Raw genomic sequence first — 23,553 nt, forward strand, 5'->3', positions numbered from 1 at the left:
TAATAGTCAACGCATTCCGCGATCACGTTTCGGTGGTGAAACTGAAACATTTTTTAAACTGTTGAATTGTTTTAGCGAATTGGAATGGCATAGTTGTGGTTATTGAACGATCTGATGCTGTTGTGACCCCAAAAGCACGGTAATCGGCTCAACAATTCTCGCAAAAACGATGGGCGCTAATGGATTCGTTTTTAAACAGCCCATTCTACATCGGTGGTAAAGGCAATGGTCAGCCAGCGATCGGGGCCTTCACCGCCAAGCGCGTTGCCAATTTCATCACGCAGGGCATCCCATTCCTCAAGCTTCTTTGCTGGCAGGTCACGGGGTACTATGAAATAGAGTTCCATTTGCTTGCCTCGGCCCACTTTTGCGACATAGGCGCGATAGGATTTAAAGCCGTGTCGTTCGACTACTTGCCGCGCCACGGTATCAACGTGTTCCTTCAGATCGAGGGGTGTGACGAGCAGCATATCGGCCAATGCCTGTTTGATCGTTCCGATTGGCATCGGAATAATCACGATACAAACCAGCGCGAGAACCGCTGGATCAATATAAGGCGTTAGCCAGTCAAGATGAGTGCCCTGGATTGCATAGCCCACCGTGAAGGCGATGAGGAGTGCAGCAGTAATGCCGCCGGACATGATCCATGCCTTGGCATCAAGTGCTATAAAATCTGACTTGAGTTTGCGGTTGGCTCGCGTCTCCAGCCACGCCATGCCAAGGCAGGCGATCAGTGCAACCACTGCATAAAAAATCGCATAGCTGAATTCGAGATCGCGCCCGCCATCCATCAAGCTGCCAATCGCATTGATAAGGGCGTAAATCGCCACGCCGGTTAGCATAATACCATTGAGGCCGAGGACCATTGGCTCCAGATGCCAGAAACCCATGGTGAATCGATCACGCAATTTACCGCTTGGCGGTTCAGCAAGCGCAGACAAGGTAATTAGTCGAGCAACCATAAGCGCAAGTCCGCTCATCGCAGCATCTGCCAGCATATAAACACCGTCAAAAACAATTGAAAATGATCCTGACAAAAGGCCAAAGGCGACGCCAAAACCGGCAATAAAAATTGTAACTGCTATTGATGTTTTTAAAATAGATTGTTCACTATGCAATTTTTACTCCAAATTGATTTGTAATAAAGGCAGTCAAAAGGCGGAATGGATCGCGCTTGCCCATATTGAGCTCTAATTTATCGGAATATTATTGAAGAGGCAATTTCTGGCTTTTTATATTTAGGCACTCGATAGTGTTCTTAGATGTGGATGAACCATGCGGCGTCCAGACATGGTGTGCGTTAGCCGCTATGAATCGGTTCGACTCGCTTGCTCGCGCATTGGTGAATGCCCTCCCGCGTTATCCCTGCTATTCACAGGCAAGCCTCAATTTAGCCAAGATTAAATAAATTTGATCCGTCTATCCGTTGACGAGTTTTTAACTTCAGATACTATATCTTGTGTTCAAGGTTCTTGCGATTCGTGAGAATTGAAAGCGAAGATGGGAATACGGTGCGTTATATCCATGATGGATGTGGCTAAGCCGTAGCTGCCCCCGCAACTGTAAGCGGTTAGCCGATGTCCGAATGCCACTGGGTTAAACCGGGAAGGTGGGCAAAGGCGCTAAGCCGTGAGCCAGGAGACCTGCCTTGAACAAGAACGTCAACGGGCGGGGTGTCAGTTGGTGCGTAATAGGATTTTGGCATAGTTTTGCCGTGTCTTTTGCCGCTCCGAATATCCCCTCCAAGCTTCGGGGTGAAAAGCATGTCGATTGATTTAAAGCCGAGTAGTTCCGGTCCGCCCGGTACGGGTTAGTTTACAGGACACGCGCTCTTAAGAGTGTTTTGCCCCGCAGTTTTTGTATTTGTCGCACGCATTTCGCAATGCGTGAATGTTTTTTGCGTGTTCGTTCGCGTAAAGCGCAGCCAGTAAAATCTCATTTTCAAGCGTGATCCGGTGCAATGCGGCCTCGGATTGCTGTTGAAAATCCCTTATCCCCAGTGAGGAAAAAATGAACGTCACCGTCTATAGCAAGCCAGCCTGCGTCCAGTGCACTGCCACCACCCGCGCACTTGATCGTCAGGGCATTGAATATGCTGTCATCGATATTTCCGCAGACAGCGACGCATATGATCTGGTTCAGGGTCTTGGCTATCGTCAGGTGCCGGTTGTTGTTGCTGGTGAAGCCCACTGGGCTGGTTTCCGCCCGGATATGATCAGCTCGCTCGCCTAATCCCAATCGCTGTTAGGGTTTGTGATGGGCCAGATTGTCTATTTTTCCAGCCGTTCGGAGAACACGCATCGCTTCGTGATGCGTCTTGGGATGCGCTCAAAGCGTATTCCGCTGGAAAGCCATGAAGACGATGCTGATCTGTTGCGGGTGAACGAGCCTTATGTGCTCGTGACCCCAACCTATGGCGGCGGTGGCGCGAAAGGCGCTGTTCCCAAGCCGGTCATCCGCTTTCTTAACGATGCGGATAACCGATCCCTCATTCGCGGTGTTATTGCCGCTGGGAACAGCAATTTCGGCGAAGGCTTTGGCCTTGCAGGCAAAATAATTTCGGAAAAATGTCAGGTTCCATACCTCTATCGCTTTGAGCTTTTGGGAACGGACGAAGACCTTGGCAATGTTAAAGACGGGATGGAACGATTTTGGACACGGCAGACACAACCTTGACCCGTGAGCGCGAGACGGTCGCTGCTTCGGAAAAGCATGCGTCATCCTCAGCGACCAGCACCGCAACGAGCGCTGCATCAGGAAGCAAGCCATCAAAGCTCGCTGAAACTTCGCTGGATTATCATGCGCTAAACGCCATGCTGAACCTCTATGATGATGACGGCAAGATTCAGCTGCATCGTGACCGGCAGGCGGCCCAGCAATATTTCCTTCAGCACGTCAATCAGAACACCGTGTTCTTCCATAACCTGCGTGAAAAGCTCGATTATCTGGTAACAGAAGGCTATTACGAGCGGGAAGTGCTGGACCAGTATTCCTTCAATTTCGTGCGCGATCTTTTTGATCATGCCTATGACAAGAAATTCCGCTTTCCGACCTTCCTTGGCGCTTTCAAATATTACACCAGCTATACGCTGAAAACCTTCGACGGTAAGCGCTATCTCGAGCGCTACGAAGATCGCGTTTGCATGGTGGCTTTGGCTCTTGCCCGCGGTAACGAGCAGCACGCACGCGAAATGGTCGATGAGATCATTTCGGGCCGTTATCAGCCAGCAACACCGACCTTCCTCAATGCTGGCAAAAAGCAGCGCGGCGAACTGGTCTCGTGCTTTCTGTTGCGCGTTGAAGACAACATGGAATCGATTGGTCGCTCAATCAATTCCGCGCTCCAGCTTTCAAAGCGCGGCGGCGGCGTGGCACTGAGCCTGACCAATATTCGTGAATCCGGTGCGCCTATCAAGCAAATCCAGAACCAGTCTTCCGGCATTATTCCGGTGATGAAGCTTCTGGAAGATTCATTCTCCTATGCCAATCAGCTTGGTGCGCGTCAGGGCGCGGGCGCGGTTTATCTGCACGCCCATCACCCGGATATTATGCGCTTCCTCGATACCAAGCGTGAAAATGCCGACGAAAAAATCCGCATCAAGACACTGTCGCTTGGTGTTGTGATCCCGGACATTACGTTCGAGCTCGCGAAGAACGACGAGGATATGTACCTGTTCTCGCCTTATGACGTTGAACGCGTCTATGGCGTGCCGATGACCGAGATTTCGATCACCGAAAAATACCGTGAAATGGTCGATAACGGTCGTATCCGCAAGAAGAAGATCAACGCGCGTGATTTCTTCCAGGTGCTGGCGGAAATCCAGTTTGAGTCCGGCTATCCTTACATCATGTTTGAAGATACGGTGAACCGCGCCAATCCGATTGATGGCCGCATCACCATGAGCAATCTCTGCTCAGAAATTCTTCAGGTCAGTGAAGCCAGCATCTTCAACGAAGATCTGTCTTATGAGTATCTCGGCAAGGACATTTCCTGCAATCTCGGCTCGCTCAATATTGCAGCTGCGATGGATAGCCCGGATTTCGGCAAGACGATTGAAACCTCGATCCGTGCACTGACGGCTGTTGCCAACATGAGCCATATCGGTTCGGTTCCTTCGGTTGCGCGCGGCAATGATGAAAGCCATGCCATCGGCCTCGGCCAGATGAACCTGCACGGATACCTCGCTCGTGAGCGCATCTATTATGGTTCAGAAGAAGGTGTCGATTTCACCAATATCTATTTCTACACGGTGGCTTATCACGCTGTCCGCGCTTCCAATCTTTTGGCAGTAGAGCAGGGCAGTTCGTTCAAGGGGTTTGAGAAGTCGAAATATGCGACCGGCGAATATTTTGACAAATATACCGATCAGACTTGGGAGCCTGCAACAGACCGCGTTCGTGAGATGTTCGAGACCGCTGGTATTTCGATCCCGACGCAAGAAGATTGGCAGGCGTTGAAAAAGGCTGTGATGGAAGGTGGGCTCTATAATCAGAACCTGCAAGCCGTGCCGCCAACAGGTTCGATCTCCTACATCAACCACTCGACCTCTTCGATCCACCCGATTGTTTCCAAGATCGAAATCCGTAAAGAAGGCAAGATTGGCCGCGTTTATTACCCGGCTGCCTTCATGACGAATGATAATCTGGAATATTATCAGGATGCCTATGAGATTGGTCCGGAAAAGATCATCGACACTTATGCAGCGGCAACGCAGCACGTCGATCAGGGTCTGTCGCTGACACTGTTCTTCCGTGATACCGCGACGACACGCGATATCAATAAGGCGCAGATTTACGCGTGGAAAAAGGGCATCAAGACGATTTATTACATCCGCCTGCGCCAGATGGCGCTCGAAGGTACGCAGGTTGAAGGCTGCGTATCCTGCGCTCTCTAGGATCGCGAATATTCAGGCTCTGGCAGCCTGCAAATGACGTCGTTCTGCAAGCCGGTGCTCACGTACTTTATGTACGCTGCGCTCCGGTTCTCGAACCCCACCATTTTCGGCATGCCACAGCCAGAATCTCACGCTGATCCCAACCAAGGTAGAGACAAATGAATATGCAGTTTAAAAAAGACAATACCAAAAAGCCGGCTGTGGTTCGTGCCATCAACTGGAACCGGATCGAAGACGATAAAGACCTCGAAGTCTGGAACCGTTTGACCGGCAACTTCTGGCTACCGGAAAAAGTGCCGCTGTCCAACGATATTCAGTCTTGGGAAACGTTGAAAGCCGAAGAAAAGCAGCTCACTATCCGTGTTTTCACAGGCTTGACGCTTCTGGATACGATCCAGAATGCCGTTGGTGCTGTGACACTGATGGACGATGCATCCACCCCACATGAAGAAGCTGTTCTATCGAACATTTCCTTTATGGAAGCGGTTCATGCGCGTTCCTATTCGTCGATCTTTTCGACGCTGTGTTTGACGCCTGATGTGGACGATGCCTATCGCTGGTCGGAAGAAAATGAGTTCTTGCAGAAGAAGTCGCAGCTTATCCTCGACAACTATAATTCCGAAGACCCGCTGAAAAAGAAGATTGCCAGCGTTTTTCTGGAAAGCTTCCTGTTCTATTCGGGCTTCTATCTGCCGATGTATTGGTCGAGCCGCGCAAAGCTTACCAACACGGCTGACCTCATCCGCCTGATCATCCGCGATGAAGCCGTTCATGGCTATTATATCGGCTATAAGTATCAGCGCGCGCTTGAGAAGCTTGATGAAGCGAAAAAGCAGGAAATCAAGGATTTTGCCTTTGATCTGTTGCTTGAGCTTTACGACAATGAAGTGCGTTATACCGAAGCGCTTTATGACGGCGTCGGCTTGACTGAAGACGTCAAAAAGTTCCTGCATTATAATGCAAACAAGGCGCTCATGAACCTCGGTTATGAATCGTTGTTCCCGGCGGAGGCCTGCAAGGTTAATCCGGCGATCCTCTCGGCGCTTTCTCCGAATGCCGATGAGAACCACGACTTCTTCTCAGGATCCGGCTCGTCTTATGTCATTGGTAAAGCTGTTGCGACCGAAGACGACGACTGGGACTTCTAAGCCCGATCTGAATAGATCCAGAAAGCCGTGTGACATTGTCATGCGGCTTTTTTGATGCAATCGATTCCGGTTATGTCAGCGACTTCTTATCAATATGGGTGTTTTGGTTAGCCAAAATGTTGGTTGAGCTGTGTGTTTTGTGCAATTTCACTTATATCGGTTGCCATTGATATGCAGTACCTCTAGGTACAGCTCGGGAGGAGCGCTCTCTTCTTTGACGGAAGTCAGACCAGACATTTCAGCCATAAAAATCCGGCGAAATGGGGATTTAGATCTTGGTCCTCTTACTGTCCTTGACCTGCCATTTCTCCCGCAAGTCCGAAAACATGAGCCGCGAGCGATAGAGCCAAGTTGAAAAATCACCATGACATTTGGGACATTGTTGACGCGAAGAGCGCGGCATATTTCGAACTGAGCGATACAGTTTGGGATAATCCTGAAACCAATTACGAAGAATATAAATCGAGCGACGCGCATGCGGCACAGCTTGAGGCCGAAGGCTTCCGTGTTCAGCTTGGTATTGCTGGCCTGCCGACTGCCGTGATGGGCGAGGCGGGTGAAGACGGTCCGGTCATCGCTATTCTTGGCGAATTTGATGCGCTTCCCGGTTTGAGTCAGTTTGCAGGTGTAGTGGAAGAACAGCCGATTGAAGCGGGCGGCAACGGTCACGGTTGCGGCCATAATTTGCTCGGTTCCGGTTCACTTCTGGCAGCGGCTGCAGTCAAGGATTATCTCGAGGCGAATGGCATCAAGGGCCGAGTTCGCTATTATGGCTGCCCTGCCGAAGAAGGCGGATCTGCCAAGGGCTTTATGGTGCGCGAAGGCTTGTTCGATGATGTCGATATTGCTTTCTGCTGGCACCCAGCACCTTTTGCCGGCGTTAACGATCCTGTTTCACTGGCTTGTAATGAAATCAATTTTAACTTCACGGGTCGCGCGGCGCATGCTGCATCCGCTCCGCATCTTGGGCGCAGCGCGCTCGATGCCGTAGAGCTGATGAATGTCGGTGTGAACTATATGCGCGAGCATATGCCGTCATCCGCACGCATTCACTATGCTGTCACTGATACGGGTGGTTTTGCACCCAATGTCGTGCAAGCGAAAGCCAGCGTGCGTTATTTGATCCGCGCACTCGATTTGCCTCAAATGCAGGTTCTGCTGGAGCGCGTAAAAAAGATCGCAGACGGTGCGGCTCTGATGACTGAAACCACGGTCAAAAGCGAGATTGTCAGTGGTGACGCCAATCTGATTGGCAATCCGGCGCTGGAACAGCTGATGCAGCGGGAGCTTGATCGTCTCGGTCCGCCGGTTTTTGATGATCAGGATCGCGAAACGGCAAAGCGCTTTCAGGCGACACTTACCAAAGATGACATCTCCGATGCATTTCGTCGTTTCGGTGTTCAACCAAAAGCTGAAATAGCGCTTTGCGAAGGTGTTTATGAGCCTTATAAGGGCGATAATTCGCTTGTTGGTTCTACCGACGTGGGAAGCGTAAGCTGGGTCGTTCCAACAGTTCAAATGCGCGGTGCAACCTGCGCAATCGGTACTCCGCTTCATTCATGGCAGATGGTGGCGCAGGGTAAATTGCCTGCGGCGCACAAGGGCATGGCGCATGCGGCGAAAATTATGGGCAGCACAGCGATAGAGTTGTTTCTCAATCCGGAGCAGATCGATAAAGCCAAGCAAGATCATGTCAAGACGTTGAATGGTGCTGTTTTTGTGAACCCGATCCCGGATAATGTTCAACCAGCCTTGCCTGTTTCTGATAAGTAAGCACCAGCCCAAAAGAGATACCCGGAAAACAAGATGACGTTTATTCCCCTATCCCCCACACGGCCTGAGGCATCATGAAGGCTTTTCTCGATATTCTAAGCTTTGGACCTGACGGCTGGGGCCATGTGCTGATGATGGCGGTGCTCGTCACTGTAGCATTGTCTGTCGTCGGCTATCTGCTTGGCGCGATCATTGGTGTGTTTGCGGCTTGGGCCAAAATCTCCGGCGGACGCACGCTTCGTGGCGTTGCAGATGCGTACACCACAATCATTCGCGGCATTCCCGATCTTCTGGTGATCTATCTGTTTTATTTCGGCGGTAGTGCCGCTGTAACAGCAATTGGCCGTTTCTTCGGCGCGCAGGGTTTTGTCGGATTTCCGGCATTCCTCGCTGGTGTGCTTGCAATCGGCATTTCGTGCGGTGCGCATCATACGGAAGTATTCCGTGGTGCATTTCGTGCCGTTTCCAAGGGCGAGCTTGAAGCGGCCTCTGCTTGTGGCATGGGACAGGCGCTCAAATTTCGCCGTATTATTGCACCGTTGGCACTTCGTCATGCGCTGCCGGGCCTCGGCAATGTCTGGCAGGTTGCGCTTAAAGAATCCGCGCTGATTTCCGTTGTCGGCGTTGTTGATATTTTGCGTCAGGCCCAGATTGGGGCAGGTTCTACCGGCTTGCCATTCAACTTCTACCTGATCGCTGGTGCGCTTTACCTGCTGATTTCGTCGGTTTCCGGCACCATTCTGCAAAAAGCTGAGCGCCACTTTTCGCGCGGCGTCCGGAGGGCATCATGAACTTTCAGTTCTATACCGAATCCTTCATGCAGATGATGAGCGGCGTGCCGCTGACCCTTCAGCTTGCGGCGAGCTCGATTGTCTTTGGCGCCATTCTGGCTCTACTTTTTGCGCTGATGCGTCTGTCGGGCATTACTGTTCTCGACTGGATCGCGCGTCTTTATGTGTTCGTATTTCGCGGTACGCCACTTCTGGTTCAGATATTCATTATCTATTATGGTCTCAGCCAGTTTCCGTCAGTCCGTTATTCGTTTCTGTGGCCGATCCTGCGCGAACCCTATTGGTGTGCGATCATCGCGCTGACTTTGAACAACGCAGCTTATGCCAGTGAAATTATCCGTGGTGGTCTGTTGTCAGTTCCAAGTGGTCAGATCGAAGCGGCCAAAGCCTGTGGCATGTCGCGCTTCACAAGCTTTCGTCGCATTGTGATGCCGCTTGCAATCCGTCAGGCGCTGCCGGGCTATGGCAATGAAATGATCTCTATGGTCAAAGCAACGTCGCTGGCCTCCATCATCACCTTGATGGAAGTAACAGGCATCGCCGCCAAGCTGATCGCAGAATCCTATCGTGCGATTGAAGTGTTCGTCATTGCGGGCGCGATCTATCTTGCTATCAACTTCGTTCTGACACGCGTGCTCATGTTCGCTGAATATAAGCTTACGCCTTATCTGCGTCAGCCCGTCGTCAAAACCGCCACCGAAGGAAAATCATCGTGAGTAAACTTGTGTCTCCAACATCCCCGGTGACGTCGAACGTGGCTCTGAAAGTCGAAAATCTGCGCAAGAGCTTCGGTGCTAATGAAGTGCTTAAGGGCATTTCTCTGGAAGCGCGCGAAGGCGAAGTGATTTCGATCCTCGGCTCTTCCGGCTCCGGCAAATCGACATTCCTGCGTTGCATCAATCTGCTGGAAACACCAACGTCTGGCACCGTGACTGTTTCGGGTGAGGCCATTCGCATGGCGAAGAACTCGAAGGGCGAAGCCTACCCAACTGATAAGAAGCAGGTATCGCGTATCCGCTCTGAACTCGGTATGGTCTTCCAAAGCTTCAATCTCTGGTCGCACAAGACCATTCTCGAAAATATCATCGAAGCGCCGATCTATGTGCAGGGCCGTTCGCGTGCCGAATGCGTGGCAGAGGCGGAAGCTTTGCTCGCCAAGGTCGGCATTGCTGACAAGCGCGATTTCTATCCGGCACATTTGTCTGGTGGCCAGCAGCAGCGTGCGGCGATTGCGCGTGCTCTCGCGATGAAGCCGAAGGTTATGCTGTTTGACGAGCCGACTTCGGCACTCGATCCGGAACTGGTTGGCGAAGTACTGCGCGTTATGCGCGGCCTTGCTGAAGAAGGCCGCACGATGCTGGTCGTCACACATGAAATGGGTTTTGCCCGTGATGTTTCCAATCGCGTGGTCTTTGTGCATCAGGGATTGGTCGAAGAAGATGGTGCGCCTGAAGACGTGTTCGGCAATTCAAAATCCGAGCGTTTCCGCAAGTTTATCAGCCACGAAAACGCTGCCTGATTATTTCAAACATTGCTGATCTATGCCACAAGGCGGGGCAGCAGATAACTTTAGTAAGGTAAGTCAAATGAAGACTACAGGTTTGTTCAAAGCCCTGTTCGTTTCGGCACTGGTTCTCACAACTGCTTCTGCACATGCAGAAGGCAAGAAGTGGGACAAGATCACGATTGCGACCGAAGGCGCTTTCCGTCCGTATAACTTCACAAAGCCAGACGGCACGCTGGATGGTTACGAAGTCGATCTCTACAAAGATCTTTGCGCACGTATGAAGGTTGAGTGCACGCTGGTTGCACAGCCTTTTGACGGCATCATTCCAGCGCTCAATGCTGGCAAGTTCGACGCGATCATGGCTGGCCTCACCGCTACGCCAAAGCGCGAAGAAACCATTGACTTCACCGTTTCTTATGGCCTGACACCACAGACCTTTGCAACGCTGAAAGACAGCCCTTTTGCCAAGCTGCCCCACACTGGCGAAACGCTTTATCTTGCTAAAGACGAAGCTGCGTCCCAGAAGGTGATTGATGAGGTTGCAGCTGAAATCAAGGGTCGTACCGTTGGCGTTCAGACCGCTTCGCTCGGTCTTTCGCTTCTCGACAAGTATTTCAAGGATTCAACCGACATCCGCGAATATAAGACCACTGACCAGCACGATCTAGACCTGAAGTCCGGTCGCGTCGATCTGGTTGTTGCTTCGCTTGCTTACCTTTCGGATGCTGCCAAGAAGCCAGGCAATGAAGACCTCGTCATGACTGGTCCTTTCTTCAAGGGCGGCATTCTGGGTCGTGGTGTTGCTGTTGGCATTCGTAAGAACGAGCCAGAACTTCAGGCGATGTTCAACGAAGCCATCGAAGCTGCCAAGGCTGACGGCACGATCAAGAAGCTTTCCGAAAAGTGGTTCGGCTTCGACGTAACGCCATAATCGAGATAATATTTTTGTTTGAAGCGCCGCCCTTTGGGCGGCGTTTTGGTTTTTACTGGGTTTATGGCCTCGGTTTTCAGTGAACAAACACGTGTTGCGACACGACCTTCTATCGAAACACAAGAGTATCGACATCCGTATGTTTTGCGCGGCCTGAAGGATTTGATGATGGGCGGGATTGATGCCGCGAAAACTGATGGCACAATCAAACGACTATCGATGAAATGGTTTGGGTTTGATGTGACACCATGACCATCAGTTTTGGCCACTGGTTCAGCGAAAACCGCGTTTCGATTGGCTATCTGCGGTAGCGTATTGAAAAACTATACCTTATTGTTTGGGAGATTATACATAAGAGTGTTTTGACGAAAGCAGCGCTTGATTGACTGATGATTTTGCTCATACGGAATTGATTGCAGCACTTTGTGCAGTTACTGGCGAACAGCCTCGTATTATGACTGTTCGGCAAGGCATTGCTCTCCCTTCCGGCCCGTTTGAATCGGAGCATAGGTCTCTCCAATCCGGATTGCGCGCCTGGGTGCAGGCCGAAACGGCCCATCCTGTTGGTTATCTTGAACAGCTCTATACATTTGCTGATCGTGATCGGCATAGACAGGGAGAGCGCATAATATCAATCAGCTATCTTGGGCTTGTGCGGGAGGTCGATGTTGCCTCGCATCAGGCGAGCTGGCGCGGCTGGTACGATTATTTGCCATGGGAAGATCACAGGCAGGGCGTGCCAGATGGCGTCCATCAATTGAGTGATCGTCTCACGGCATGGGCGCATACAGCCAAATCTGCGGATGCTGTATCGCAGCGGCTAAGGCGTGTAGCATTTTCGTTTGGGCTTAATGGCGAGCGCTGGAATGAAGATCTTGTGCTTCAGCGCTATGAGCTTCTTTATGAGGCTGGGCTCGTAAGCGAGGCCGGTATCGCGAGTGCTCAAAATGGGCAGCATATGTTTGCCGATCACCGTCGTATTCTGGCGACGGCCATTGCGCGGTTGCGTGCCAAAATCAAATATAGGCCTGTTGTTTTTGAATTAATGCCCGATAATTTTACACTCTTGCAACTTCAAAGAACTGTTGAAGCGCTGGCTGGTTTACGTCTTCACAAGCAGAACTTTCGTCGTTTGATTGAGCAACAGGACTTGGTTGAGGAAACGGGCGAAAGCGATAGTGAAACTGGTGGGCGTCCCGCCAAACTATTCCGGTTTCGTTATTCGATTGTTGAGGAACGGGCACTGACCGAGCGGCATCTTGCTGGGAGCAAGCTGCCTTTATCGCGGGAATAGGGCGTATCCCGAAAAGTATGGAACGGCTTTCGCCCCCAGATGCGCGCTAAACAAAAATTTAGAGCGCTTCATGATGATTTCAAACGGTGTTGCGAGCAGATGTTAGCCGCGAGAAATTCATTATTTCCGCTTCGTAACGCTGGTGAACGGGTTGCTTTATGTGATGAATTATTTCGCTAAAATTACTATGACGTTAGCGCTAATAAATATTTTTATAAATATGTAAAATACTAGGGACGCCGGTTAAATATTTGGATAATTGTATATGTAAGAGATGTAAGCCTAAACTCGAGGGAATTAGCTCTAATGTTAAGCATTCGTAATGGCAATAACAGGCTGTTTATTACGCTGGCTGTCATTATGGGTGCGTTGTTTTCCATTTTCTTGGGGCAGCTTGAATTGGTTCGCCTTTCCTATGCCCAGCTAAGCGAATATCGCGATACTCTTCTCTCGCATGCAATCGACGTTGCTAATGACGGTAAGAATACACTGTCCGCCCTCAATAATCATAATAGCAAAATATGCTCTGATGACGATTTAACAGCAATGCGGCGCATTGCGTTTAACTCCCATTTTATGAGTGATGTCGGGCGTGTACAAGACAATCACTTGTTATGTACCGCTTTGTGGGGGCGGCTTTTGCAACCTGAACCTTTGCCGCCTTCTGATAAAGTTGTGAAGGATGGGCATCAACTATGGGTGAATGCTACAAATATCGGCCAACATTCCAATGGCGTTGACATGCTTGCGAAGGGATCTTCCATCACCTTCACATCGCCATTTGCCTTTGAGAACTCCGAGCGGCTGAAAGATAATTTGAGTGCCTATGTCATCAGCCATGATGGCCAGCATATCTATCGCTCATTTGGCGATGCAAGTATCTTGCAGACCTTTAAACCCAACAAACTGGCTTGGTACGATTTGCGTTCGCGTCGGCTTGTATCCAGTTGTTCTGATGCTGTCGATATATGCGTTATTGTCGGGCGGTCTGGCGTGAGCATGTTGCAGCAACCGATTGGCGTGTTGTTGACGATCGGGGGCCTGGGTGCAGTGGTCGGTGGCGTGCTTGGTATCGCTGCGGTGCGCTGGCGGCGCGGACATTCATCATTGCCACAACAGATCAAACGATCAATCGCCCTTGAGCGGTTTAATGTCGTCTATCAGCCTCTTGTTCGATTGCGCGACGAGAAAATCGTGGGCGCTGAGGTGCTTGCTCGTTTATATGACGATCTCAAAAATCCGATCTCTCCAGAGGTGTTTATTCCAGTTGCAGAGGAGATGGGCATTATTGGCGATGTAACGCGCCTGGTTATACGAAATGCGCTCAATGAGATGGTGTCTGTCCTCAAAGCAAACGAGGATTTTTATCTCAGTATCAATGTATCTGCCGAAGATGTGTTGGATATGTCATTGCGTAATTTTCTTGATGAGGAGGTGAAGCGCCATGATCTGTCGGCGCAGCAAATCATATTGGAAATAACGGAACGCTCAACAGCCCACCACAATCATCTCATCGAGGGAATGACGTCGTTTAACCGGCTTGATTATAAGTTCTTCATTGATGATTTTGGCACGGGTTATTCCAACCTGGCTTATCTGGCAAAGTTGCCTATCGACGGTATCAAAGTGGATAGGATGTTTACACAGGCCATTGGAACCGAGGCGGTCAGCGCCGAGATTGTTGAGAATATCTGCAATATTGCACGGCGTCTGGACTTGAAACTGGTCGTCGAAGGAATAGAAAAGCCTGAACAATCGGCCTATGTGCTCAAGCTGCATTCAGACGCTGTTGGACAAGGGTGGCTGTTCGGCTATCCGGTTTCGGCGGCGGATTTTCAACAGGGAAAATATGCCAGCCAAAATGCGGTTCTATGACGGCGCATTGGATTAGTTCGAGACCAAAAACACCGTCGTTCTGGATTTAAAGCCGCGCACCTCCGACACTTTAGTATCATTGGATTTAACCTGAAGGTGCGACATTTTGTCAAAAAGTGATTTTTTTTGCTTTGATTATGCAAAAAAAGCTGCTCCCAAACGTCTTACTAATTAGAGATGCGTTGTCGGCTCATAATAGCCTGCAAATCTTGCCGAGAACAGGAATGACTAAATATGACTGACGTTACGACATTAGAGAAGCCAATTGTGCTTTCACGTTCCAAGCGCTTGAAGGCGCGCACAACTGGCACTCACGAGCGTCTCGATCAGAGCATCATGGCCTGTGATCCTTTTGCAAGCCGTGAACGCTATTCCCTGTTTGTAAAAGTGCAATACCAGTTTCACCGCGATATTGACGCGCTTTATGATGATTTGCAGCTCGACGCAGTGCTTCCAGATTTGAAGGGGCGCCGCCGTTTTGAACTGGTTGCTCAGGACTTGCGCGATCTTGGGTTTAATTTGCCTGCTGATGATGGTGAGCCTGCTTTCTCCGAGGCCAGTGAAGTCGATCTGCCAACGGCTCTTGGTTGGCTCTATGTTGCCGAAGGTTCAAACCTTGGGGCAGCGTTTTTGCTCAAGGAAGCACTGAAGCTCGACCTTTCTGAAGAATTTGGAGCCCGACATCTCGCTGGAGCGCCAGAAGGTCGTGGCCTTCATTGGCGCAGTTTCACAGCAGCGCTTGATTCAATTGACCTCACTCATGCCGAAGAAGAACGCGTTGTTGCCGGTGCAGAAGCTGCCTTTCGCCGCGTTCATGCCTTGGTGCGCGAAGGCTTCCGCGATCTGATCTGACCCTGCTGCGGCGATGATGGATGGGCGTATCCATTTCAGGAAACCAGAGGCATAATCCAGGATTCACTCTGTCGGCATTGGTTGCGAATGGTTTTCTTTATCGGTGATGCGGCTCCGGGGCGCGCAGAGCTTTGAGATCAACGACGATATAAAGTAAAGATTGTTGCAATGCGATTTACCAGACAAGCTGAGCTTTCGATTGAACTCCTTGTGCTTTGTGCAAGAGCCGCTGGCGATAATGCGGTGACAACCCGCGATGCAGCAGAAGCGACCGGAACGACAAAAGATCACGCAGCGCAGATCGTGTCGGACTTGATTCATCACGGCTTTTTGGTTGGAACACGAGGGCGCGGAGGCGGCATTCGTTTGGCCCGCCCAGCACATACAATCAATGTTGGCACGGTGTTGCGATTGGTACAGCCCGGTTTTGAGGATCATGCGCAGGCATCAGAGCAAGCTGGTTCCAATTCGGCTTTCGGAATGTTGCTGCAAGCTGCAATGCGCTCTTTTGTGGCGGCCTTTGACGACTTCACCATTGCTGACTTGAGCATTGAGACGAGCGATGGGCGGCTTGCTTGTCTTGATTGCGATCTGCGTAGTTTAATCAACCACGGTCAGATGTTATCCGAGCTTCGTCGCAGCGACGAGCATAGCCAGTCGCCCGCTCTGGTCGACTGACTATTATTGTCATACATTCGTGGCGTTCTTTCGACGCTAAAATATCCCACTATTTTTACCAATGTGGCGGGCTGTTCATATGAAAACGCTGGAAAATTTCCATACTCAGATAGTCTTCGTCAAAGCTTGCAACTTGAGTAAGAACTGGCTTGTTTAAAAACTCGACCACATTGTTACGGAAGCTAAGCAGCTGATTGCTGCGTAATTCGCGTAGCATTCTATTGATATGAATAGATGTTAGCCCCAATGCGTCACCCAATTCCGTTTGGGTGAGGGGGCAGTAAAAAGATACGTCATTGCCGGTGCCGTTTAAACGCGCACGATGGCCAAGTTCCAGTAACAGATGTGCGACCCGAACAAGCGCACTGCGTCGCCCAATGCTGATGACATGTTCGACAAGAATAGCGCGTTGTCGCGACATAAGTTCGATAAAGGTCATTGCAAGTCGCGGCGATTTCACCAAACACTCGGTCAGGTGATCAAGAGAAAGCTCGAAGACGGAGAGTTCTGTCACGGATAGAAAAGTATAATAATTAAATCCGATCCCAGTCCGGAAGCCAAGAAAATCGCCTTTCATTGGGAAGTCTAGGATTTGACGATCGCCATCGACCAAATCACGATAGATACAGCCCCACCCCGCTTTAACGATATGGAGTGAGTTTGCCCAGTCGCCCTGACTGCTGACGACACTATGGGGAGCATAGGTTTTTACGGAAACTGGAAGTGCACCGAGAATCGCGTAGTCGCTTTCCTCAAAGGCCGCACGGATAGGTGGGCTTTCCAGAAAGTGGCGCAGCGTTTTTGAATCGTCAGTATTAACCATCATGGGCACTTACCCTGCCGCTGCTTGAACAGCATTTGGAGACTGATTCTGTGGCGCTTCATTTTTTTGAAGTTTTGGAGAAGTCTGCACGCTTAATAAGTGTCAGTGAGCGTGGATATTTTGGCAAGGTAGTAAATTCTACCACTAATTGCGTATGTTTCTCGTATTTTACTAAACCATATTTCACATAACTGCCTAATCTAGGTTAATGACACTGCACTAAAATTCGGGCAATCTTTTAATCAATAAAAGCAAAAACAAGAATTGATTACGGGGTTATCAATATATCTCAGAAAAAATAGAAAACAGGCAGCCGCCGCGCTTCATTTGTCGAAAATTGAAGGCAATGAATCATGCGCATAAATCGGTTTCGAGGGCGAAAAAATGAATGTTTCTCCGCATTTTAACAGCAGAACAAGTGAAATAAAAAATAATAGTCACGTTATGCCGAAAGATGCACCTTTCAAATCAGAGGATTCTTTCGACAGTCTGTTACCATTACTTGTTATCATCGATAATCGTGCGTTGGATCGTGAATGTCTGGCGCATGGGCTGACAAATCACAGTGTTGAGATGTCTATTGCAACCTTCAGTTCTTTTGAACAATGGCAACATCAGCGTCGCGGCCGAACCGTTGGCGCGGTCCTGTTCAATATCGGCGGACAAAAGGTTTCCGACCCGGCTGTGGGAAACTATCTCAACCGCATCGTCAGTGACTGTGCACCGGCTCCAGTTATTATCCTTGCAGATAAAGAAGACATTTCGCAGGTGCTCAAAGCACTCGATTACGGTGTCAAGGGCTATATCCCGACATCGGTTAATGTGAATGTGTGTGTGGAAGCGTTACGCCTTGCCATGGCGGGTGGAACATTTGTTCCTGCAAGCAGTGTGCTGGCTCTGCGTCATGCCACTGATCCCAATTCGCACAGGCTTCAGCCCTTGGGGGGCATGTTCACCCAGCGTCAGGCGGAAGTGGTTAATGCGTTGCGTCGCGGTAAAGCCAACAAGATCATTGCTTATGAACTGAAGCTGCGTGAAAGCACTGTAAAGGTTCATATCCGCAACATTATGAAAAAGCTCAAGGCGTCCAACCGAACAGAAGTCGCTTGTATTATCAATGAGTTGTTCCCTTCGGAAACGTCCTTTTCCGACATTCAGTAAGACGGCCACACAACGATCCTGTCTCTGAAAATGCTTGAGCGCGCGTTTTGGTCTGCATGGTGAGATCGACGTTCCAAATCCTTGTCTAACGCACATCTATATCGAAAGTCGTGTCACACGTTTCGGGATGTGCTCTGAAGGAGACTTTCAGTGATTATCTCCGACGTTTCATCAGCAAACGCGCGGCAGCCGCTGGCTGATCTGCTCGAAACGATCAGGCGAAGACGGATGCTGCTGATTGTGCCAGTGGTTGCAGGAGTTTGCATTGGTTTTGCGGGTTATCTTACCGCGCCCGTCAGTTATGTTTCGGAATCTGTGCTTGTGCTGGATATGCGCCGCGTTCAGGCGCTTCCCAATGAGAGTGCTATTACGCCTTTGCCTCAGGACAGCCCGGTTCTGCGTTCCGAACTTGATATCATCAGTTCGCGTATGATGGCCCGCAAGGTTATCGATATTTTGCAGGCCGAGAATATTTTTGTTCCGACCGAATTCCGGTCGCGTACCGTTCTGTCATCGGCATCCGATACAGCCGAGCAGCAACGTGGCGATCGTGGTGTCGACGCTGAAGCGCGCGAACGGCAGCGCATCGATCTTTTGCTTTCGCGTCTTCGCGTAAATAATGATGGTCGGTCCTATACAATATTCATTTCTTATCGTGCTTCCGATCCGGTTTATGCGGCAAAAGTTGCCAATGCGTTTGTGACGGCCTATCTGGATCATCAGATTGACGTGCAGCAATCGGCGGCCCGCCGTGTCAGCGAGTGGCTTGGCGAAAAGCTTGTTACCCTGCGCAAGAATCTTGAAGATGCTGAACGAGCCGCCGAAGATTTCCGGCAGAAATCACGCCTCGCTGGTGATCCAGGGCAGGTCAGTTTTCAGGCGCAACGTGTTGCAGCACTGAACACGGAAATCGTTGCCGCAACGGGCGCAGTGTCACTTGCAGAAGCGCGGTTGCGCACTGCTGAGCAGCTAAAAGCCAACAATGAAGCACCAGCTTTGACGGAAGTTCTGGCTTCGCCTGCCATACAATCGCTGAAAAACGAGCAGGCACGCGTTGAGCGTCAACTTGATGAGTTACGATCAAATGGTGCTTTGAAAAGCGCCGAAATTCCTGTTCTCATGGCCGAAAGCGAGGCGCTTAAGCAGCAGATCACCGCACAGGTTGATGAAATCATCAAAAGTCTCAGCAATGAAATTCAGATTGCTTTGCAACGGCGCACAGGTCTTGAAGCTGCGCTGAAAAGTGCTGAGGCTGAATTGGGTGAAGCCAATCAGGCACAGGTAAGTGCTGTACAGCTTGACCGTGAAGCCAACGCCAGCCGTACGGTTTATGAAAGCTATCTCACGCGCTACAAGCAGCTGATTGAGCAGGACGGCATCGCTGTGGCCGAAGCACAAATGATTTCGGCCGCAGAACCTGCGACGGCGAAAGCCAGTCCAAATCTCGCAAACTGGCTGTTGCTTGGTTTGGGGTTGGGTGCCATGGTTTCACTTTTAGGCACTGTCCTGAGAGAAACTTTCGACAAAATCCGCCCGGCACAAACCGCTTCCTTTGCACTGCCGGGAATTCCGGCGGCAACATTGCTCCCGCTATCTAGTCACCTGACTGTACCGCTGCTTGTTAATCGTGGGCTTGATCCAACCAGTCCTTTTGGACGCGCAATCAAGTCGGTTTATGATCGTCTGCGGGTACTCACGCGCGGCCGCGATTCACTTGCCCTTTCGGTGGTGTCGCTGACGGAAAATGAGGGAAAAACTCTGCTGATTACAGCGCTTGCGCAACAGTTTGCAGCTTCGGGGGTTGCAGTCGCTGTCATCGACGCGACCAACCGCCATTCGAGATTATCAGAAGCTTTTGGATTGCCGGTGAATGAGGATGGCTTTGCGCTGCCTGACCGTCAGCTTTCTGGCGCGACACTTATCCATGATCATGGTTCGGGTATCGATATTATAACACCGGGTGATCAGCGTCAGGAAGGTGAGTGGCTTTTGGATCTGATTGTTCAGCTTCGCGTCGATCATAAAATCATTCTCGTTGATCTGCCAGCAGCTATGGAAGACAAGCGCACCGTTCTGCTGTCGCGTGCGACTGACACGACCCTTCTGGTCGTGCAGCCCGATCAGAAAGACCATTATGCAAACCATGCGCTTATCCAGACGATGGCTTTAATGGGACGCAAACCGGCGCTCGCTGTCGTCAATCAGTTTTCAACCTCTTATCGTAGCTGGCTTAATATCGCTTTGGCCTATTGCTGGCCCATGGCCAGACGGAGCAGTGCACGCCTGCGTGCTGCGATGAACCGGCGTCATCAGCCCGCCAACAATGCAGAAGATCAGGTTTGAGGGGGCAAAATGTTAGAGAAACACTCTCGTTTGATGTCGCGCTTCAGGACGGCGATGCTGTCGGGCTTCATTATTCTTGGTTTAAGCCATGGAGCCTTTGCACAAGAACAAGTACCGGCTCAAGCTCAGGCCTATCGCATCAGTCCGAACGATGTTTTGCAGGTCACGGTTTACGGTCAGCCTTCTTTGACAGGGCTTTATCCGGTCGATGTGGACGGCAATATTGGCTACCCGGTGGTTGGAAACATCAATGTCAGCGGTCTCACGACGCCGCAGATCAGCGAAAAGATCGCAGCCTCACTTTCCCAGCATATTCCGGGACTGACAGTTACGGCAGCAATCAATCAATATGCGCCGGTTTTCATCGTTGGTGATGTCAAAGCGCCCGGGAAATACGAGTTTCGTCCGGGAATGGTTGCGCTGCAACTGATGGCATTAGGCGGAGGTGCTGGCAAAGGCGAGGCGCCGGCTGTGACTGCAGGAATGCAGCTGATTACGGCTCAACAGGAATATGCTGATCTGCAAATGCAGATCACGACGACCAATATTCGGCGTGTCCGGTTGCAGGCAGAGCTGAACGGCACGGAGTTTAAATATGACCTGCCGGATCAGCCCGCCGCGAACAAACAGGCCAATGCCCTAAGCCAGCATATGCTTGAAGGTGAAAAGACGCTGTTCAATGTTCGTCGTAATAATCTGGCTGCAGAACGGCAGGCATTGGAAGCACAAGCGGCCAGTTACGGGGATGAAATTCAAACACTTCAGCAGAGCATGAAGCTCCATGATGCCGAAATCCAGTTGCTGCAAGAAAATGTTGATTCAAGTAAGTCACTGGTGGATCGAGGTTTGGCTGCAAAATCCAATCTTCGTGATATGGAACGCGATCTTTCTGCAACCCGCCGTGATGCATTGGAACTGGCATCGTTTCTGGCGCGCGCAAGGCAAAACCAATTGGCCGTTCAACAGCGTATCGCCAATCTGGAAGAAGTGCGCAAAAGCGAAGCAGCGACGAGCTTGCAGGAATTGGACCTCAATATCGGGCGTATGGAACTGCGCGCCAATGCGCAGCTTCAGACTATGGCAGAAATTGCCAAGTCTTCAGGCAATATTTCATCGTCCGATATGCGTCAAAAGCTGGTTTTTACCATCAGTCGCAATGTCAAAGGAACGTTTGAGGAGATTGTCGCCAACGAACGCACCGAAATTAAGCCCGGTGATATTCTGCGTGTTGAGCTGGATATGAGTAAGTTGACCGGATCACCGTCATAAATATATGATTTTAATTCGACTTTACCAAAAGGCGCTTCACGTAATGAAGCGCCTTTTGGTAAAGGAAATTTGGCTTTTAAGCGGCCTCAGAGTTAGAATTTTCGTTGGCCCAGGCACTGTAAACCTCTGTAATCCCGTCTTTAAGACGAATGTTGGGCTTCCAGCCGAGTGCTCGCATTTTTGATGTGTCGAGAAGTTTGCGCGGTGTACCATCCGGTTTGCTCAGATCATATTCCAGCCAGCCTTCAAAGCCAACAACATCGGCTATTGTCAAAGCAAGGTCACGGATCGAAATCTCTTCGCCAGAACCGATATTGATTGGTTCGATACTATCGTTGAAACGCAGCAGATGCACGCAAGCATCTGCAAGATCATCGACATGCAGAAATTCGCGCAATGGTTTCCCGCTGCCCCAAAGCGTAATGTGGTCAGCGCCGTTGATTTTGGCTTCGTGAATACGACGCATCAAAGCGGGCAAAACATGCGATGTATCAGGATTGAAATTATCATTAGGGCCGTAAAGGTTTGTTGGCATTGCTGTCATGAAGTGATTGCCATACTGGCGTGAACAGGCTTGCGCGTATTTGAGCGCTGCAATTTTCGCAATGGCATAGGCTTCATTGGTGGGTTCCAGCGGCCCTGAGAGCAGTGCGGGTTCACTAAGCGGTTGAGCGGCATCACGTGGATAAATACAGCTTGAACCGAGCCAGAGCAGGCGCTCCGTGTTCGACAGATGCGCTGCACGAATAATATTCATGCCGATAGCGAGATTGTCGTAAAGAAAGTCTGCCGGATATTGCGCGTTGGCAAGAATGCCACCGACGCGGGCAGCCGCAATAACAATCACGTCGGGTTTGTGCTGCGCGATAAATGCTTCGGTTTCGCTCTGACGTGTCAGGTCGAGATCACGATGCGGACTGGTGATGAGGTCACAATCTTCAGATTGAAGCCGTCTTATAATCGCTGATCCCACCATGCCGGTATGACCTGCAACGAATATTTTCTTACCGGATAGCGAATAGACAAAACGCGGGGTTGCATCAGCCGTAAAAGTCATTGCGTCCTGCCTCTCGCATGATGTTTCGCATATCCCAATCGACCATTTCGGTGACAAGGTTTTCAAAGCCAGTCGTGTGCTGCCAGCCAAGCCGTTTCTTTGCCTTGGAAGCATCGCCCAAAAGGAAATCCACTTCATTGGGCCGGAAATAACGCGGGTCTATTTCAATCAGACACTGGCCGGATTTTCGATCGAGACCGATTTCATCAACCCCATCGCGGTGCCATTCAATCTGTTTGTCGACAGCTTTGAAAGCATGTTCGACAAATTCGCGCACGGTATGGGTTTCGCCGGTGGCGAGTACATAATCATCGGCCACATCGTCTTGCAAAATGCGCCACATGCCTTCGACATAGTCGCGTGCGTGGCCCCAGTCGCGCCGGGCATTGAGATTGCCCAGCCGCAGCTTGTCTTGCAGGCCGCGCTCAATAGCTGCTACCGCACGCGTGATCTTGCGCGTTACAAATGTTTCGCCGCGCAATGGGCTTTCGTGATTGAACAGAATGCCGTTTGAGGCATGGAAATTATAAGCCTGACGGTAATTCACTGTGGTCCAGTAGGCGTATAGTTTTGCGGTCGCATAAGGGCTTTGAGGCGCAAATGGCGTTTGCTCGCTTTGCGCATGCGGCGAACTGTTGCCAAACAGTTCTGAGGTTGAGGCCTGATAGAAACGGCACGTATTACCAAGACCCAGAATGCGCATGGATTCAAGCAGCCGAAGTGTGCCGAGCGCATCCGTATTGGCGGTATATTCCGGCGTTTCAAAACTCACCTGAACATGGCTTTGCGCGCCGAGATTATAAATCTCGTCGGGGCGGACTTCCTGAATAACCCGGCAAAGATTTGTCGCATCGGTCAAATCGCCAAAGTGCAATTTGAACCTTATGTCCTCATCATGGGGGTCTTGATAGAGATGATCAATACGCGAAGTATTGAATGAAGAGGACCGTCGTTTGAGCCCGTGTACGCGGTAGCCTTTGTTGAGCAGTAGCTCGCTGAGATAGGCGCCGTCTTGTCCTGTCACGCCAATGATGAGAGCTGTCTTTTCCTGCAAGGTCTTGCCTCCGACCATAATTTGATAGCCTCATGATAGCGATTTGGCTGCGCAACATAACGGCTTCAAAACGGTAAGCGTCGCGCGTTTTATTCCACTTAG

21 protein-coding genes and 1 riboswitch are annotated in these 23,553 nt (G+C 50.5%); of the genes, 17 read left to right on the plus strand and 4 right to left on the minus strand.

Annotated elements, in window-relative coordinates; translation table 11 throughout:
- Positions 1-191: 191 nt before the first annotated feature.
- Positions 192-1,118: a cation diffusion facilitator family transporter gene (locus WH356_RS18245; RefSeq protein WP_339513360.1), complete on the minus strand. Its 927-nt coding sequence runs from the start codon at positions 1,116-1,118 to the stop codon at positions 192-194.
- A 331-nt stretch (positions 1,119-1,449) separates the two neighbouring features.
- Positions 1,450-1,665: riboswitch (cobalamin riboswitch) on the plus strand.
- Between the two features lie 345 nt (positions 1,666-2,010).
- Here WH356_RS18245 and nrdH point away from each other — a divergent pair.
- The 14 genes from nrdH (at position 2,011) to WH356_RS18315 (ending at position 15,744) form a co-directional block, all read left to right on the plus strand.
- Complete coding sequence (gene nrdH, locus WH356_RS18250) at positions 2,011-2,232, plus strand: glutaredoxin-like protein NrdH (protein WP_339513362.1); 222 nt, start codon at positions 2,011-2,013, stop codon at positions 2,230-2,232.
- A 24-nt stretch (positions 2,233-2,256) separates the two neighbouring features.
- Positions 2,257-2,676 (plus strand): class Ib ribonucleoside-diphosphate reductase assembly flavoprotein NrdI, encoded by a 420-nt coding sequence (nrdI, locus tag WH356_RS18255; RefSeq protein ID WP_339513363.1) that lies wholly within the window; start codon positions 2,257-2,259, stop codon positions 2,674-2,676.
- A 113-nt stretch (positions 2,677-2,789) separates the two neighbouring features.
- The gene (nrdE, locus tag WH356_RS18260; RefSeq protein ID WP_339513462.1) at positions 2,790-4,895 is read left to right on the plus strand and encodes a class 1b ribonucleoside-diphosphate reductase subunit alpha; all 2,106 of its coding nucleotides are present in this window, start codon (positions 2,790-2,792) and stop codon (positions 4,893-4,895) included.
- A 158-nt stretch (positions 4,896-5,053) separates the two neighbouring features.
- A complete protein-coding gene (nrdF, locus tag WH356_RS18265) occupies positions 5,054-6,043 on the plus strand; it encodes a class 1b ribonucleoside-diphosphate reductase subunit beta (RefSeq protein ID WP_339513364.1) in 990 nt (329 codons plus the stop codon).
- Between the two features lie 351 nt (positions 6,044-6,394).
- On the plus strand, positions 6,395-7,816 hold the full coding sequence (locus tag WH356_RS18270) for a M20 family metallopeptidase (RefSeq protein WP_339513365.1): 1,422 nt from the start codon (positions 6,395-6,397) through the stop codon (positions 7,814-7,816).
- Between the two features lie 74 nt (positions 7,817-7,890).
- Complete coding sequence (locus tag WH356_RS18275) at positions 7,891-8,607, plus strand: ABC transporter permease (protein ID WP_339513366.1); 717 nt, start codon at positions 7,891-7,893, stop codon at positions 8,605-8,607.
- Positions 8,604-9,323 carry an ABC transporter permease gene (locus WH356_RS18280; protein WP_339513367.1) on the plus strand — a complete coding sequence of 240 codons (720 nt, stop codon included), beginning with the start codon at positions 8,604-8,606 and terminating at the stop codon, positions 9,321-9,323. The genes WH356_RS18275 and WH356_RS18280 overlap by 4 nt, the downstream gene beginning before the upstream one ends.
- Entirely contained in the window at positions 9,320-10,126 is an 807-nt protein-coding gene (locus WH356_RS18285) for an ABC transporter ATP-binding protein (protein WP_339513368.1), read from the plus strand. The genes WH356_RS18280 and WH356_RS18285 overlap by 4 nt, the downstream gene beginning before the upstream one ends.
- 67 nt (positions 10,127-10,193) lie before the next feature.
- Complete coding sequence (locus WH356_RS18290; RefSeq protein WP_339513369.1) at positions 10,194-11,045, plus strand: transporter substrate-binding domain-containing protein; 852 nt, start codon at positions 10,194-10,196, stop codon at positions 11,043-11,045.
- Between the two features lie 33 nt (positions 11,046-11,078).
- On the plus strand, positions 11,079-11,297 hold the full coding sequence (locus tag WH356_RS18295) for a hypothetical protein (protein WP_339513476.1): 219 nt from the start codon (positions 11,079-11,081) through the stop codon (positions 11,295-11,297).
- 130 nt (positions 11,298-11,427) lie between these two features.
- Positions 11,428-12,339, plus strand: a complete 912-nt coding sequence (locus WH356_RS18300; RefSeq protein WP_339513370.1) for an NUDIX hydrolase — start codon at positions 11,428-11,430, stop codon at positions 12,337-12,339.
- 360 nt (positions 12,340-12,699) lie between these two features.
- Positions 12,700-14,214: an EAL domain-containing protein gene (locus WH356_RS18305; protein ID WP_339513371.1), complete on the plus strand. Its 1,515-nt coding sequence runs from the start codon at positions 12,700-12,702 to the stop codon at positions 14,212-14,214.
- Between the two features lie 234 nt (positions 14,215-14,448).
- The gene (locus tag WH356_RS18310) at positions 14,449-15,066 is read left to right on the plus strand and encodes a biliverdin-producing heme oxygenase (protein ID WP_339513372.1); all 618 of its coding nucleotides are present in this window, start codon (positions 14,449-14,451) and stop codon (positions 15,064-15,066) included.
- Between the two features lie 168 nt (positions 15,067-15,234).
- On the plus strand, positions 15,235-15,744 hold the full coding sequence (locus tag WH356_RS18315; RefSeq protein WP_339513373.1) for an Rrf2 family transcriptional regulator: 510 nt from the start codon (positions 15,235-15,237) through the stop codon (positions 15,742-15,744).
- A 55-nt stretch (positions 15,745-15,799) separates the two neighbouring features.
- On the opposite strand, the gene WH356_RS18320 is transcribed toward WH356_RS18315, so the two are convergent.
- Positions 15,800-16,570 carry a Crp/Fnr family transcriptional regulator gene (locus WH356_RS18320; protein ID WP_339513374.1) on the minus strand — a complete coding sequence of 257 codons (771 nt, stop codon included), beginning with the start codon at positions 16,568-16,570 and terminating at the stop codon, positions 15,800-15,802.
- A gap of 441 nt (positions 16,571-17,011) precedes the next feature.
- Here WH356_RS18320 and WH356_RS18325 point away from each other — a divergent pair, with 441 nt between their 5' ends.
- The 3 genes from WH356_RS18325 to WH356_RS18335 all read left to right on the plus strand — a co-directional run bounded on the left by WH356_RS18325 (position 17,012) and on the right by WH356_RS18335 (position 21,340).
- Complete coding sequence (locus WH356_RS18325) at positions 17,012-17,728, plus strand: response regulator transcription factor (RefSeq protein ID WP_339513375.1); 717 nt, start codon at positions 17,012-17,014, stop codon at positions 17,726-17,728.
- A gap of 150 nt (positions 17,729-17,878) precedes the next feature.
- A complete protein-coding gene (locus WH356_RS18330; RefSeq protein ID WP_339513376.1) occupies positions 17,879-20,071 on the plus strand; it encodes a GumC family protein in 2,193 nt (730 codons plus the stop codon).
- A gap of 9 nt (positions 20,072-20,080) precedes the next feature.
- Positions 20,081-21,340 carry a polysaccharide biosynthesis/export family protein gene (locus WH356_RS18335; protein ID WP_339513377.1) on the plus strand — a complete coding sequence of 420 codons (1,260 nt, stop codon included), beginning with the start codon at positions 20,081-20,083 and terminating at the stop codon, positions 21,338-21,340.
- Positions 21,341-21,416: 76 nt separating this feature from the next.
- Here WH356_RS18335 and WH356_RS18340 read toward each other — a convergent pair whose 3' ends face one another.
- Together WH356_RS18340 and gmd are read right to left on the minus strand one after the other, a co-directional pair.
- Positions 21,417-22,397 carry a GDP-L-fucose synthase family protein gene (locus WH356_RS18340; RefSeq protein WP_339513378.1) on the minus strand — a complete coding sequence of 327 codons (981 nt, stop codon included), beginning with the start codon at positions 22,395-22,397 and terminating at the stop codon, positions 21,417-21,419.
- Positions 22,381-23,451 carry a GDP-mannose 4,6-dehydratase gene (gene gmd / locus WH356_RS18345; protein WP_339513464.1) on the minus strand — a complete coding sequence of 357 codons (1,071 nt, stop codon included), beginning with the start codon at positions 23,449-23,451 and terminating at the stop codon, positions 22,381-22,383. Before gmd ends, WH356_RS18340 begins: the two co-directional genes overlap by 17 nt.
- Positions 23,452-23,553: the final 102 nt, after the last annotated feature.

Origin of the sequence: Ochrobactrum sp. MYb379 (assembly GCF_037479515.1) — a bacterium.
In the GTDB taxonomy this organism is placed as follows: domain Bacteria; phylum Pseudomonadota; class Alphaproteobacteria; order Rhizobiales; family Rhizobiaceae; genus Brucella.

What these genes read in the sequence shown, in the direction of transcription:
- nrdH (WP_339513362.1), top strand. Translation starts at nt 2,011, where the DNA reads ATGAACGTCACCGTCTATAGCAAGCCAGCCTGCGTCCAGTGCACTGCC.
- nrdI (WP_339513363.1), top strand. Translation starts at nt 2,257, where the DNA reads ATGGGCCAGATTGTCTATTTTTCCAGCCGTTCGGAGAACACGCATCGC.
- nrdF (WP_339513364.1), top strand. Translation starts at nt 5,054, where the DNA reads ATGAATATGCAGTTTAAAAAAGACAATACCAAAAAGCCGGCTGTGGTT.
- WH356_RS18275 (WP_339513366.1), top strand. Translation starts at nt 7,891, where the DNA reads ATGAAGGCTTTTCTCGATATTCTAAGCTTTGGACCTGACGGCTGGGGC.
- WH356_RS18280 (WP_339513367.1), top strand. Translation starts at nt 8,604, where the DNA reads ATGAACTTTCAGTTCTATACCGAATCCTTCATGCAGATGATGAGCGGC.
- WH356_RS18290 (WP_339513369.1), top strand. Translation starts at nt 10,194, where the DNA reads ATGAAGACTACAGGTTTGTTCAAAGCCCTGTTCGTTTCGGCACTGGTT.
- WH356_RS18305 (WP_339513371.1), top strand. Translation starts at nt 12,700, where the DNA reads ATGGGTGCGTTGTTTTCCATTTTCTTGGGGCAGCTTGAATTGGTTCGC.
- WH356_RS18310 (WP_339513372.1), top strand. Translation starts at nt 14,449, where the DNA reads ATGACTGACGTTACGACATTAGAGAAGCCAATTGTGCTTTCACGTTCC.
- WH356_RS18315 (WP_339513373.1), top strand. Translation starts at nt 15,235, where the DNA reads ATGCGATTTACCAGACAAGCTGAGCTTTCGATTGAACTCCTTGTGCTT.
- WH356_RS18320 (WP_339513374.1), bottom strand. Translation starts at nt 16,570, where the DNA reads ATGATGGTTAATACTGACGATTCAAAAACGCTGCGCCACTTTCTGGAA.
- WH356_RS18325 (WP_339513375.1), top strand. Translation starts at nt 17,012, where the DNA reads ATGCCGAAAGATGCACCTTTCAAATCAGAGGATTCTTTCGACAGTCTG.
- WH356_RS18335 (WP_339513377.1), top strand. Translation starts at nt 20,081, where the DNA reads ATGTTAGAGAAACACTCTCGTTTGATGTCGCGCTTCAGGACGGCGATG.
- WH356_RS18340 (WP_339513378.1), bottom strand. Translation starts at nt 22,397, where the DNA reads ATGACTTTTACGGCTGATGCAACCCCGCGTTTTGTCTATTCGCTATCC.